Origin of the sequence: Variovorax sp. OK605, from assembly GCF_900115445.1 — a bacterium.
Classification (GTDB): Bacteria; Pseudomonadota; Gammaproteobacteria; order Burkholderiales; family Burkholderiaceae_C; genus Variovorax.
This window is the reverse complement of sequence record NZ_FOWL01000004.1, coordinates 390,356-403,788: the sequence shown is the minus strand read 5'-3', so window position 1 is coordinate 403,788 and position 13,433 is coordinate 390,356. Positions and strand designations below refer to the sequence as shown.

At 66.9% G+C, this 13,433-nt stretch carries 12 protein-coding genes; 9 read left to right on the top strand and 3 right to left on the bottom strand.

Annotation, left to right across the window (positions count from 1 at the left end; translation table 11 throughout):
* Positions 1–3 precede the first annotated feature (3 nt).
* Entirely contained in the window at positions 4–864 is an 861-nt protein-coding gene (locus BM013_RS13355) for an ABC transporter permease (RefSeq protein WP_093127683.1), read from the bottom strand.
* Complete coding sequence (locus BM013_RS13350; RefSeq protein ID WP_093127681.1) at positions 861–1,943, bottom strand: ABC transporter ATP-binding protein; 1,083 nt, start codon at positions 1,941–1,943, stop codon at positions 861–863. Before BM013_RS13350 ends, BM013_RS13355 begins: the two co-directional genes overlap by 4 nt.
* On the opposite strand from BM013_RS13350, the gene BM013_RS41635 reads away from it, so the two are divergent.
* Together BM013_RS41635 and BM013_RS13345 are read left to right on the top strand one after the other, a co-directional pair.
* Entirely contained in the window at positions 1,942–2,130 is a 189-nt protein-coding gene (locus tag BM013_RS41635; RefSeq protein WP_218153656.1) for a hypothetical protein, read from the top strand. The genes BM013_RS13350 and BM013_RS41635 overlap by 2 nt on opposite strands.
* A gap of 31 nt (positions 2,131–2,161) precedes the next feature.
* Positions 2,162–3,046, top strand: a complete 885-nt coding sequence (locus BM013_RS13345) for an IclR family transcriptional regulator (protein ID WP_093127679.1) — start codon at positions 2,162–2,164, stop codon at positions 3,044–3,046.
* A 19-nt stretch (positions 3,047–3,065) separates the two neighbouring features.
* Here BM013_RS13345 and BM013_RS13340 read toward each other — a convergent pair whose 3' ends face one another.
* Complete coding sequence (locus BM013_RS13340) at positions 3,066–3,338, bottom strand: GIY-YIG nuclease family protein (RefSeq protein WP_093128109.1); 273 nt, start codon at positions 3,336–3,338, stop codon at positions 3,066–3,068.
* Positions 3,339–3,553: 215 nt separating this feature from the next.
* Between BM013_RS13340 and BM013_RS13335 the strand changes: the two genes are divergently transcribed.
* The 7 genes from BM013_RS13335 (at position 3,554) to BM013_RS13305 (ending at position 13,425) form a co-directional block, all read left to right on the top strand.
* Positions 3,554–5,092 (top strand): L-piperidine-6-carboxylate dehydrogenase, encoded by a 1,539-nt coding sequence (locus BM013_RS13335; RefSeq protein WP_093127676.1) that lies wholly within the window; start codon positions 3,554–3,556, stop codon positions 5,090–5,092.
* Positions 5,093–5,199: 107 nt separating this feature from the next.
* Positions 5,200–6,108: an amino acid ABC transporter substrate-binding protein gene (locus BM013_RS13330; protein WP_093127674.1), complete on the top strand. Its 909-nt coding sequence runs from the start codon at positions 5,200–5,202 to the stop codon at positions 6,106–6,108.
* The gene (locus tag BM013_RS13325; RefSeq protein ID WP_093127671.1) at positions 6,105–7,334 is read left to right on the top strand and encodes a pyridoxal phosphate-dependent aminotransferase; all 1,230 of its coding nucleotides are present in this window, start codon (positions 6,105–6,107) and stop codon (positions 7,332–7,334) included. Before BM013_RS13330 ends, BM013_RS13325 begins: the two co-directional genes overlap by 4 nt.
* Before the next feature lie 157 nt (positions 7,335–7,491).
* A complete protein-coding gene (locus BM013_RS13320; RefSeq protein WP_093127669.1) occupies positions 7,492–9,165 on the top strand; it encodes a thiamine pyrophosphate-binding protein in 1,674 nt (557 codons plus the stop codon).
* 185 nt (positions 9,166–9,350) lie between these two features.
* Positions 9,351–11,906, top strand: a complete 2,556-nt coding sequence (locus tag BM013_RS13315) for a type VI secretion system Vgr family protein (protein ID WP_093127667.1) — start codon at positions 9,351–9,353, stop codon at positions 11,904–11,906.
* A complete protein-coding gene (locus BM013_RS13310; RefSeq protein WP_093127663.1) occupies positions 11,858–12,886 on the top strand; it encodes a DUF4123 domain-containing protein in 1,029 nt (342 codons plus the stop codon). Before BM013_RS13315 ends, BM013_RS13310 begins: the two co-directional genes overlap by 49 nt.
* Positions 12,883–13,425 (top strand): Tli1a family immunity protein, encoded by a 543-nt coding sequence (locus BM013_RS13305; protein WP_093127660.1) that lies wholly within the window; start codon positions 12,883–12,885, stop codon positions 13,423–13,425. Before BM013_RS13310 ends, BM013_RS13305 begins: the two co-directional genes overlap by 4 nt.
* Positions 13,426–13,433 lie beyond the last annotated feature (8 nt).

The window sequence follows — 13,433 nt, the reverse complement described above, 5'->3', positions numbered from 1 at the left end:
GCTTCAGCCCAGCGCTTTCTTGTAGCGGCCTTCGACGAGGCGGTTGTAGCTGAGCATGACCACGAGGTTGGCCACCAGCAACACCAGCGCCACCGCGGCGCCCAGCGGCCAGTTGAGTTCGCTCAAATATTCGTCGTAGACGATGGTCGCGACCATCTTCAGGCGGCGCCCGCCCAGCAGGCCCGGAATCGCGAACGAACTCGCGGCCAGGCCGAACACGATCAGGCTGCCCGAGAGAATGCCCGGCATCACCTGCGGAAGCACGATGCGCCGCAGCGTGGTGAAGGGCGTGGCGTTGAGCGACAGGGCCGCGTTCTCCACGCCGGGGTCGAGCTTCTGCAGCGAGGTCCATACCGGGATCACCATGAAGGGCAGCATCACGTGCACCAGCGCAATGACCACTGCCGCGTTGGTGTAGAGGATCTTCACCGGGCCGATGCCCACCAGTTGCAGCAGGCCGTTCACCGCGCCCTCGGGCCCGAGCAGCATGCTCCAGCCGAAGGCCCGCACCACCACCGACACCAGCAGCGGCGCCAGCACCACCAGCAGCAGCACCGAGCGCCACGGGTTGCGCATGCGGCTGAGCACATAGGCCTCGGGCGCGCCGACCAGCACGCAGATCAGCGTGACCAGGCCCGAGACCCAGAAGGTGCGCCAGAAGATGCCCAGGTAGTACGAGTCGGAGAACACCAGCGCGTAGTGCTCGAGCGTGAACTCGCCGGCCTTCGGGCCCGTGGCCGGGTCGTACACGTTGAACGACAGCACCGCGGTGAGCAGCAGCGGCACCACCAGCAGCGCGGTGAACAGCAGCAGCGCGGGGCCGGAGAGCCACCACGGGGTGGCCTTGTTCTGCAAGGTGCTCATGCGGCAACCGCCTTGGCCGCGCCGGCGTCCGCCGGCAGCAGCCGCATGCAGTGCGCGGGCCAGTCGATGCCGGTGCGCGCGCCTTCTTCCAGCGCCTCGCGCCCGTCGTTGGGGCTCAGCACCGTGAGGTCGCCCACGGGCGTGGCCACGCGGTAGAGCCACTGGCTGCCGAGGAAGAAGCGCTCCTGCACCTCGCCGTCGAGCCGGCCGCGGCCCGGCGCCACCAGCTGCAGCTTTTCGGGCCGCACGCTGAGCAGCGCCGCGGCGTCGACGCTGAAGCCGGTGTCGTCCACGTCGAGCGACAGCGCGCCCACTTCCACGCAGGTGCGCGTGGCGCCGCTGCCGGACACGCGGCAGTCCAGCAGGTTGGCCTTGCCCACGAAGGTGGAGATGAAGCGCGTGCTCGGGTGTTCGTACACGCGCTGCGGATGGTCGATCTGCGTGGCGCAGCCGCCTTCCATCACCACCACGCGGTCGCTGATGGACATGGCCTCGCTCTGGTCGTGCGTGACCATCACCGTGGTGGTGCCCACCTTGCGCTGGATCTGGCGCAGCTCGAACTGCATTTCCTCGCGCAGCTTGGCGTCCAGGTTGGACAGCGGCTCGTCCAGCAGCAGCACCGGCGGCTCGATCACCAGCGCGCGGGCCAGCGCCACGCGCTGCCGCTGGCCGCCCGAGAGCTCGCGCGGGTAGCGCGCGGCGTGCGCCTCCAGGTGCACCAGCGCCAGCGCCTGCTTCACGCGTTCGGTGCGCTCGGCCTTGGGCATCTTGCGCATTTCCAGGCCGAAGCTCACGTTGTCGGCCACCGTCATGTGCGGGAACAGGGCGTAGGTCTGGAACACGATGCCCAGGCCGCGCGTGTTGGCCTTGGCGTGCGTGATGTCCTTGCCGGCGAGTTCGATGCGCCCGCTGCTCACGGCCTCGAAGCCCGCAATCATCTGCAGCGTGGTGGTCTTGCCGCAGCCCGACGGGCCGAGCAGCGAGACGAACTCGCCTTTTTCCACCGTGAGGTTCATGGCCGAGACCGCGCGGGTGGTGCCGTAGAACTTGGTCACGTCGGTGAGCCGGAGGAATGACATGGAACGGTGCCTTTCTGCGGGGGCGAAAAGAGGGCTGGAGGCACCACGGTTCATCTTGGTGCGGGCCATGGACGGCTGGCTGCTTTCGATTCACTCTATTGCAACGATTGCGCCAGATCGCCTCGGGTATTCCATTAATCAGAATCTTTCTTCAATTTATTCCATTCAATGGAATATGATGGCCTGAAGCAATGGATCTGATTCCGCAGGAGCAAGGTATGGAAAGCACTTTGGCGAACACCCCGGCGAGCACCCCGGCCACGGCGGCGTCCAGCGGCGGCGTGCCGCGCGTGTTTTCGGTGATCCGCGCGCTCGGCGCGGTGCAGGCCGAGGGCGGCCGCGTGACCCAGATCGCGCGGTCGGTGGGCCTCACCCAGGCCACCACGCACCGTTTGCTGCAGTCGCTCATGGCCGAGGGCATGGTCGAGCAGGACGAGCGCAGCAAGCTCTACCGCCTGAGCATCGACTTCTTCGCGCTCGCGGCCAGCGCGGGCAACCCCGGCGACCTGCGCTCCATCTGCCGCCCGGTGCTGCTGCGGCTGTGCGCGAGCCTGGGCGACAGCATCTTCCTATTGGCGCGCAGCGGCTTCGACGCCATCTGCCTGGACCGCAGCGAGGGGCCGTTTCCGATCCGCTCGTTCACCGGCGACATCGGCGGGCGCATTGCGCTGGGCGTGGGGCAGGGCGCGCTGGCCATCCTGGCGTTCCTGCCCGAGGCCGAGCGCGAGGAGGTGATCCGCTTCAACCTGTCGCGGGTGCGCGAGTACGGCGTGTACGACGAGGTTTACCTGCGCACCGAGATCGAGCGCGTGCGCCAGAACGGCTATGCGGGGCGCAACACCGGCCTGCTCGAAGGCATGGCCGGCGTGGCCGTGCCGATCCTCGACCGCGAAGGGCGCGCCGTGGCGGCGCTGAGCGTGGGCACCATCGCCGACCGGCTCAACGCCGACCGCATGCCGACGGTGGTCGACCTGCTCAAGCGCGAGGCGGCGGCCATCGGGCCGAGGATCAACCCGTTCGATGCGACGCTGCGGCGGCCCGCGCAGAGCCTGGCGGGCTCGCCGGCGGCGCAGCGCATCAGCCTGCCGGACGCGCCGGCCTGAAGTTCGACCGAAAGGCCGGCTACGCGTCGAAGAAGGCCAGCTTGCGTGCGCGCGGGAGCGCCTTGAGCCTGATCTCCGCCCGCAGCGCGGCGCCCTTGTCGGGGTACTCGCGGGCCGCCAGCACGCGCAGCGGCGGCCGCGCGCGCGTGAACTTGGCGCCCAGCCCGAAGACATGCTGGAAGAAGCGCTGCTCCACGTCGAGCGCGATGCCCGCGTAGTACACGCCGCCTTCGCATTCCAGCAGGTAGAGCCAGTAGGGCTTGGGCGATAGGTCGGGCGGGGTTCGGGGCACGTGCCGATTGTGCAGGGGGCCTGCGGGTGGTTTGCGGGTGGCCTGTGGGTCGCCATGCATCGTGCGTTGAATGAAGATGTGACCCCGGAGTTCATTCGCCAAACGCATCAAGTCCTTCCATATTTTCACTAGGCAAGCGCGCGGGATTCGCTGATATTGGCCGGGTCCCACACCCCCTTTGCCTTCTTGTTCCACCTCCTTCCCGGAGCGCGTCCATGTCCGAAGCCCACACCTCCCTTCCCGTAGCCACCGAAGTCGCACAGCTGCTCGAGCGCCTCGGCGTGCCCCGTGCCGCCCACACCGGCGGCGAGCTGACGGTGCGCTCGCCGGTCACCGGCGAGGTGGTCGCGCAGGTGCCGCAAACCTCGCCGGCCGACGCCACCGCCGCCATCGGCCGCGCGCACGACGCGTACAAGGCCTGGCGCAACGTGCCGGCCCCGCGCCGCGGCGAGCTGGTGCGCCTGCTGGGCGAAGAGCTGCGCGCCGCCAAGGCCGACCTGGGCCGCCTGGTCACGCTGGAGGCCGGCAAGATCCCGTCCGAAGGCGCGGGCGAGGTGCAGGAAATGATCGACATCTGCGACTTCGCGGTCGGCCTGTCGCGCCAGCTCTACGGCCTCACGCTGGCCACCGAGCGCGCCGAGCACCGCATGATGGAAACCTGGCATCCGCTGGGCGTGTGCGGCGTGATCTCGGCCTTCAACTTCCCCGTGGCCGTGTGGTCGTGGAACGCCGCGCTGGCACTGGTGTGCGGCGACTCGGTGGTGTGGAAGCCGTCCGAAAAGACACCGCTGACCGCGCTGGCCGTGCATGCCATCGCGCAGCGCGCCATCGCGCGTTTCGGCGACGCGCCCGAGGGCCTGCTGGGCCTGCTGCTGGGCCAGCGCGACATCGGCGAGGTGCTGGTGGACGACCACCGCGTGCCGATTCTCTCGGCCACCGGCTCGACCGCCATGGGCCGCCAGGTGGGGCCGAAGCTGGCCGCGCGCTTCGCCCGCGCCATTCTCGAGCTGGGCGGCAACAACGCCGCCATCGTCACGCCCTCGGCCGACCTCGACCTCACGCTGCGCGGCATCGCCTTCGCGGCCATGGGCACGGCCGGCCAGCGCTGCACCACGCTGCGCCGCCTGTTCGTGCACGACAGCGTGTACGACGCGCTGGTGCCCAAGCTGGCCAAGGTCTACGGCAACGTGCAGGTCGGCGACCCGCGCGCGGCCGGCACGCTGGTCGGCCCGCTGATCGACCGCGCGGCTTTCGACGGCATGCAGAAGGCGCTGGGCGAAAGCCGCGAGATCGGCGCCACGGTGCATGGCGGCCAGCGCGTGGAAGGCATCGGCACGAACGACGCCTTCTACGTGCGCCCCGCGCTGGTGGAACTGAAGTCGCACGACGGCCCGGTGCTGCGCGAAACCTTCGCGCCCATCCTGTACGTGGTGCGCTACGGCACGCTGGACGAAGCCATCGAGTGGCACAACGCGGTGGGCGCGGGCCTGTCGTCGTCGATCTTCACGCTGAACGTGCGCGAGGCCGAGCGCTTCATGTCGAGCGCGGGCTCCGACTGCGGCATTGCCAACGTCAACATCGGCCCGAGCGGCGCTGAAATCGGCGGTGCCTTCGGTGGCGAGAAGGAAACCGGCGGCGGGCGCGAAGCCGGCTCCGACAGCTGGAAGGCGTACATGCGCCGCGCCACCAACACCATCAACTATTCGACCGCGTTGCCCTTGGCCCAAGGCGTGACCTTCGACATCGGCGACTGATCGCCTTCCCGGTTCGCCCGAACCCGCCGCGCGGCACTGTGCCGCGGTGGCGGGCGGGCGGCCGCATGCATTCACGCAACCAGAACCATAACCAGGAGACAGAGAACATGAACATTCCCTTCAAGACCGCCGCAACGACCGGCATTGCCGCCGCGCTGCTCGCGCTCGCCTTCGGCGCCACCGCGCAGACCGCCACCGGCACGCTCGACAAGATCAAGACCAGCGGCAAGGTGGTGCTCGGCGTGCGCGAAGCCTCGCCGCCCATGGCCTACATGCTGGGCGCCGGCGAGAAGTACGTGGGCTACCACGTGGAGCTGTGCGAGCGCGTGCTGAAGGACATCGCGCCGCAGGCCAAGCTCGAGTACATGGCCGTCACGGCGCAGAACACCATTCCGCTGGTGCAGAACGGCACGCTGGACATCGGCTGTGGCCCCACCACCAACAACACCGCGCGCCAGCAGCAGGTGGCCTTTGCGCTCACCACGTACGTGAGCGAAGTGCGCATGGCCACCAAGGTCGACTCGGGCATCACCACGCTGGAGCAGCTCGCGGGCCGCAACGTGTCGGCATCGACCGGCACCACCGCCGTGCAGCTGCTGCGCAAGCGCGAGCGCGCGCAGAACGTGTCTTACAACACCATGCTGGGCAAGGACCACCTCGAGAGCTTCCTGCTGATGGAGTCGGGCCGCGCCGATGCCTTCGTGCTCGACGACAACCTGCTGGCCGGCATCATCGCCAACTCGAAGAGCCCCGCGTCGTACCGCATCGTGGGCGAGGCGCTGGGTTCCGAGCCCATCGCGCTGCTGTTCCGCAAGGACGACCCGGCCTTCAAGGCCGCGGTGGACGACTCGCTGCGCCGCATGATGAAGAACGGCGACCTCGAGAAGATCTACACCAAGTGGTTCGTGGCCGCCATTCCGCCGAAGAACACCAGCCTGAACCTGCCGATGAGCCCGGCGCTCAAGCAGCTGATGGCCGAGCCCAACGACAAGCCGCTGGAAGCCTACGCCAAGTGACCCCGGACACCGCCGACTCCATCGCCTTCCAGCCGGCGCAGCGCGTGCGCGCCATCGGCGTGTCGGAAATCCTGCGCATCACCGACCACGCCAATGCGCTCAAGCGCGCCGGCCGTCCGGTGATCGTGCTGGGCGCGGGCGAGCCCGACTTCGACACGCCGCAGAACGTGCGCGAGGCCGCGGTGCGTGCCATCGAGCGCGGCGACACGCGCTACACGGTGCTCGACGGCAGCCCGGCGATGAAGGCGGCGGTGCAGCTGAAGTTCAAGCGCGACAACGCGCTGGACTTCGCGCTCGACGAGATCAGCGTGAGCGCGGGCGCCAAGCAGGTGATCTTCAACGCGCTGATGGCCAGCCTGAACCCCGGCGACGAGGTGATCCTGCCCGCGCCGTACTGGACCTCGTACGCCGACATCGTGCAGATCTGCGGCGGCGTGCCGGTGTCCGTCGCGTGCGCCGAGGCCAACGGTTTCCGGCTTGACGCGGCGCAGCTCGAGGCGGCCATCACGCCGCGCACGCGCTGGCTGTTCGTCAACTCGCCGTCGAACCCCAGCGGCGCCGCCTACAGCGCGGCGCAGCTGAAGCCGCTGTGCGAGGTGCTGCTGCGCCACCCGCAGGTGTGGGTGCTGGCGGACGACATCTACGAACACATCCTGTACGACGGCCTGGCGTTCGCCACGCCCGTGGCCGTGGAGCCGCGCTTGCGCGAGCGCACCCTGACCATCAACGGCGTGTCGAAGGCCTATGCCATGACCGGCTGGCGCGTGGGCTACGGCGCGGGCCCGCGCGCGCTCATCGCGGCCATGGCCGTGGTGCAGAGCCAGACCACGTCGTGCCCTTCGTCGATCAGCCAGGCCGCGGCCATCGAGGCGCTGACCGGACCGCAGGGCATCGTGGCCGAGCGCTGCGCCGACTTCCAGGCGCGGCGCGACTTCGTGGTGGCCGCGCTGAACCGCGCGCCGGGCCTGCACTGCCGCGTGCCCGAGGGCGCGTTCTATACCTTCGCGAGCTGCGCCGGCGTGCTCGGCAAGCGCACGCGCGGCGGCACGCTGCTGCAAAGCGACAGCGACTTCTGCCGCTACCTGCTGCAGGACTTCGAGGTGGCGGTGGTGCCGGGCAGCGTGTTCGGGCTGGCGCCGTATTTCCGGATTTCGTATGCGACGTCGATGTCGCAGCTGGAAGAGGCGTGCCAGCGCATCATTGCCGCGTGCGACGCCCTCGAATGACCCCGCATTTCTCCCTCCCCTTGCGGGGGAGGGCAGGGGTGGGGGCTCGCGGCATGTCAATTGCTGTCGGCGTATCGAACGCCGCTTGCCCTCATCCCAGCCTTCCCCCGGGAGGGGAAGGCGCAAGACCTCACACTTTCACGCCCTTGGAAATCTCATGACCTCACCCCGCACCGGCGGCCAGATCCTGGTCGACCAGCTCATCACCCACGGCGTCCAGCAGCTCTTCTGCGTGCCCGGCGAGAGCTTTCTCGCCGTGCTCGACGCGCTGCATGACGCATCGATCGACGTGACCGTGTGCCGCCAGGAAGGCGGCGCCACGATGATGGCCGAGGCGCAGGGCAAGCTCACCGGCAAGCCGGGCGTGTGCTTCGTCACGCGCGGCCCCGGCGCCACCAACGCGGCGGCCGGCGTGCACATCGCGCACCAGGACTCCACGCCGCTGCTGCTGTTCGTCGGCCAGGTCGCGCGCGAAGCGCTGGGCCGCGAGGCCTTCCAGGAACTGGACTACGGCGCGGTGTTCGGCACCATGGCCAAGTGGGTCGTGCAGATCGACGACCCCGCGCGCGTGCCCGAACTGGTGTCGCGCGCTTTCCACGTCGCCACCTCGGGCCGGCCCGGCCCGGTGGTGATCGCGCTGCCCGAAGACATGCTGACCGAGGCCGCCACCGTGGCCGACGCGCTGCCCTACGCCGTCACCGAAACACACCCCGGCGCGGCGCAGATCACCGAACTGCAGCAGCGTTTGTCGCAGGCGCAGCGCCCGGTCGTCATCCTGGGCGGCAGCCGCTGGTCGGAGAAGGCCACGCAGCAGTTCGCGGATTTCGCGGCCGCGTACTCGCTGCCCGTGTACTGCTCGTTCCGCCGCCAGATGCTGATGTCGGCCGAGCACCCCAGCTATGCCGGCGACCTGGGCCTGGGCGGCAACCCGCGCATGCTCGAGCGCATCCGCCATGCCGACCTGGTGCTGCTGGTCGGCGGGCGGCTGTCGGAGGTGCCGTCGCAGGGCTACGAGCTGCTGGCCATTCCGCAACCGAAGCAAGCACTGGTGCACGTGCATGCCGACGCCGACGAGCTCGGCAAGCTCTACCGCCCGGCGCAGGGCATCCATGCCACGCCGCAGGCTTTTGCCGAAGCCGTGGCCACGCTGCGCCCTGCGCAAACGCCGGTCTGGCAGCCGGAAACGATCGTCGCGCGCGCAGACTTTGTGCGCTGGAGCGACCCGGCGCCCATCCGCATTCCAGGCCCGCTGCAGATGGGCGAGGTCATGCAGCACCTGCGCGAGGTGCTGCCGGCCGACACCATCTTCTGCAACGGCGCGGGCAACTTCGCGACCTGGGTGCATCGCTTCTGGCCGTTCCGTGCGTTCGCCAGCCAGCTGGCGCCCACCAGCGGCTCGATGGGCTACGGCCTGCCGGCCGGCGTGGGGGCCAAGCGGCTGTGGCCGCAGCGCGAAGTGGTGGTGTTCGCGGGCGACGGCGACTTCATGATGCACGGCCAGGAGTTCGCCACCGCGGTGCAGTACGGCCTGCCGATCATCGTGGTGCTGCTGGACAACGCCATGTACGGCACGATCCGCATGCACCAGGAGAAGCACTACCCCGGCCGCATCAGCGCCACGCAGCTGAAGAACCCCGACTTCCGCGGCTACGCCGAGGTGTTCGGCGGCCACGGCGAGCGCGTGACCAGCACCGACGAATTCGGCCCGGCGCTGGCCCGCGCGCGCGCCAGCGGCAAGCCGGCCATCCTGCATTGCCTGCTGGACCCGGAGGCGATCACGCCGGGCAGCACGCTGCAGTCGATTCGCAAGGCGGCGCTGGCGGCGAATTAGCTGGGGCGGGACGGGCCGCAATCACGCCGACGGGGCGCCCGGTCTTCGCGCGGCGTTTCGTTCATCGTGAATTTGTCGCGTTCCTTCGGGTTGCATTCGGCGTTGAAGGCTGATTGACTATTGTTCGCAAAGCTGCGACGAGGGGGCGCTCCAAACTTCCTGGATCACCAACCAGTCAGTGGTCCATGTTGCGAACTCTCACTGTTCAATCGCCCGCGATTCCCCTTGTGCTGGGCCAGCCTGCGCTGGCGCCTGTTCGCTTGTCGGGCCGAGAGGGCATCAACAGCCTCTTCGAATACGAACTGCTGCTGAAGACCCCCGATGCGTTGAACGTTGCCGCGAGCGGCGCGGCCGATTTCGATCTCGATGCGTTCGTCGGCCGCGAGATCAGTTGCCGGATCGAGCTCGACGGCTCGGGCGCACTGCTTCCCGGAATCGCCGGTCGAAGCTCTGGCCAGATCGGCGCCGGCGTGCGCCAGATCAACGCCCTGATCACCGATGCCGCCATGTGGGGCGAAGAAGGCCGGCACATCCAATACAAGCTCACGCTGCGTCCCTGGCTGCATCGGGCCACTCTCACGGCCAACTGCAAGATCTTCCAGAACAAGAGCGTCATCCAGATCTTCGAAGAGCTGCTGGCCGACTATGCCTTCCCCGTCGAAAAGCGCCTGTTCGAGACATACCCCCAGCGCGAATTCCAGACGCAATACAACGAGTCCGATTTCGACTTCTTCAGCCGCCTGTGCGAAGAATGGGGAATCAGCTACCACTTCGAGTCTGCCGAGGACAAACACCGGCTGGTCCTCTCGGATGCCATGGGCGCCTACAAACAGGCCGACAGTGCCGCATACCGCGAGGTCGAGTACCACGTGCCCGGCTGGAAAACCGATGCCGAATACATCAGCAGCTTCGTTCCGCGCAGCCATCTCACGAGCGGCCAGTACAGCACCCGGGACTACGACTACACGAGACCGCGGGCCGACCTGAGCGTGGACCGCAAGGCCCCGAGGCCCACAGGGCTGGCCGACGGCGAGGTCTACCAATGGCATTCGGCCCATGCAGGCAGCCACTACGCCCAGCCGCTCGCCGGCATCGCCGAGGCCAATGATCCCCACGACGAAGGGCGACAACTGGCCTTGCTGCGCATGCAGGCCCTGCGCACACATGGCGAGCGTGCCGAGGGCCGCGGCAATCTGCGCGGCATGGTGCCGGGCTGTACCTTCAGGCTGGCGAAGCATCCCCGCGAGAGAGCCAATGCCGAGTACCTGATCCTGGACACCCACTTCGTCGTCGAGGACGTCGCGCAAGACAGCCAGAACAAGGACGCGGTTCAAGACCGGCAGCAACAATGGCGCGTTCATGTGGCCTTCACGGCCCATCCGGTCAACGAGCCCTTGCGCCCTGTACCGACGCGCAGCAAACCGCAGACCGGTGGTCCGCAGTCCGCGCTGGTCGTCGGCCCCGAAGGACAGAACCTGTGGACTGACGCGCTGGGCCGCATCAAGGTTCAGTTCCCCTGGGATCGCATTGGCCAGAAGAACCAGCACAGCACCTGCTGGCTGCGTGTCAGTTCGCCGTGGGCGGGCAACCAGTTGGGCGGCATTCATATCCCCCGCATCGGGCAGGAAGTGGTCGTCGACTTCTTCGGCGGCGACCCTGATCTGCCCATCTGCACGGGCCGTGTGCACAACCAGGCGAACCTGCCGCCTTGGGCATTGCCCGATCAGTCGGCTCTCAGCGGCTTTCGCAGCCGGGAACTCGGCAAGGAAGGTGGCAACAGCGCAGCGGGTCGCAGCAACCACCTGCTGATGGATGACACGGCTTCGAGGATTCAGGTTCAGCTCAAGAGCGATCACCAGCACAGCCAGCTCTCGCTCGGGCATATCACACGCATCGAAGACAACGCCGGGCGCAAAGATGCCAGAGGCGAAGGGTTCGAGTTGCGCACCGACGGGCATGGAGCGATTCGAGCCAAGGACGGTCTGCTCATCACCACCGAAGCGCGAACCAACGCAGTCAAGCACGCCAAGGATCTGGGCGAGACGGTGACGCGGCTGACGCAGGCGCGCGAACAACACGAGAGCCTCGCCGACGCAGCCCGGCAGGCCCGAGCACAAGACGCCGACGGCGACCAGAGCGATGTTGCCGCAGTCCTGAAATCGCAGAACGAAGACATTGCCGGGCTCGCCCAAGGGGCAAGCCAACAGGGCGGCTTCCCGGAGCTGAGCGCGCCGCATCTGGTGCTGGCGAGTCCTGCCGGCATCGAGGCCAGCACGCCCGGCAGCACCCATGTGGCCAGCGGCGAGCACATTGCGTTGACCAGCGCCGGGCATACCAGTTTGAGCGCAGGCGCCAGTTTGTTGGCAAGCGTGAAGGGCGCAATCCGGTTGTTTGCCTACAAGGCCGGCATGCGCCTCGTGGCCGCACAGGGCGACATTGACATTCAGGCACTGGAGAAAAACCTCAAGCTGCTCGCCAAGCTGGACATCACCCTCACCGCCAACCGCATCGAGATCACCGCCAAGGAAGAGGTCATCGTCAATGGCGGAGGCAGCTTCACCCACTGGAAGGCACAAGGAATTACGCACGGGACCAAGGGGGCATGGATCGAGCATGCGGCCACCCATTCGCTGATCGGCCCTCGAAGCCTGCCCCTGCCGGAGTTCAAGTTTCCCGAAGCAGTTTGCAAGGAATGCCTGCGCAAGGCCCTGGCCGCCGCTTCGCCCTTGGGGCGTCGCTGATGGAGCGCCTGTATCTGCAGGATGCTCTGCCGCGCGAAAAGATTCAATTCATCGTGGACTGGAATCAGAGGATTGCCATCGAAGCACCCCGGGACACGCTATGGGTCATCGCAGACGGAGCCATTCTTGACACACAAGGATTGGAAGATTTGCGAACCGCCTACGGCGATCCCATTCGCGCCTTCGACAACACGTCGTTGGCCGACTACGAGGAGCTCGGTCTTTTGCTGTGGCCCTTGTCGCGTGCCATAGAAAAGGATTCGGCGGAGACATTGCGCGCAGTCCTTTCAGGGCGACCTGGGTTGAGCTTCGTGCGCACGAACAACTCATTGGCACTCCTGACCCACACGTTGACCTGGCTGAGCGGTGTCGTTGCCGAAGACGGATTGCCGCTGTACCTGCGCATCGGCGACACCCGCGTATTACGCAGCCTCATCAGTCACCTCTCTCCCGAGCAGGATGCCGTCATGCAGGGTGCGGTCAAGGAGTGGATCTGGTTCGACCGGGCATCCGCAGTACACGTCGCGCAATCGGACGGCGGGCCTGCGTCTTCCGTTCCGACAGAGGAGTGCTGCATCAGCGATGCCCAGTACGCGGCCTTGCTTGCCGACGCTGCCGTCGACATCCTGCATGTGGAAGTGCGTCGCGCATTGCCCGACTCGCGCGATCCCCGCACTTCGGCCGAACTGCATTCGTGGCTGGGAAAAGTCATGGAACGCGCCGAGGCATTGGGACTGGTACGGCTGACGGATCAGGTGATGTTTGCAGTACTGGCCTTGGAGGCGCCTGACGGCTTCGAAGCGCTGGACGAACTTGGACAAACCTGGCGCGATGTGGGCGAAGGCGCGACCCTTTTGGGCAAACGCATTGAACGTTGGGGCGACATCGAGTGGGGCGCCATCGAGCATCTTCAGCGGAACTTGGCCAAGCGTCAGACCGAGGAACGCGCCGCCCGCATCCTGAAAGGAATGGGTCTATGACGCCGGATCACAGAACCCTGGTTCAACTGCTTGCGAGGTGGTTGCTTCGAGGGTTAATGACTGCGCTGCTATTGGCTGGGGCGAGTGGATGCGAGCCCAAGCCGCCGGAACCTATGGTCGTCGGAATCACGGGCTACAACTTCACCAGTGAAGGTGTGCAGGACTATTACGTGAACGGCCAACGTGGCTCGAATCTGCCTCCCTATGGAGGGGGAGGATCGCTGTCGTGCTGCGTATCGTTGTCCGTTGAATGGAGTCCTGGATTGACTGTCGAAGTAAGTTGGATCACGGGACACTGGGCTGTGCCAATCGAAAAGATTCAGGCAATGAGTATCAAAGAGGCGATTGAATGCTGTCTGGATCGCCGTTCGTTGGCCAAGACAGTTCCTATTGAGCGTTATGGCAAAGAAGGAGGCGTAGTGCAAGTGTTCTTCTTGCCGAACGACGAGATCAAGGTTTATGTCTCCGACTATGACTTAGGGCACGAAGAACATCCTTCGGGCATGGCCTATCCGGAAAAGCCTTCAATCAGCAAATAGAAAACCAG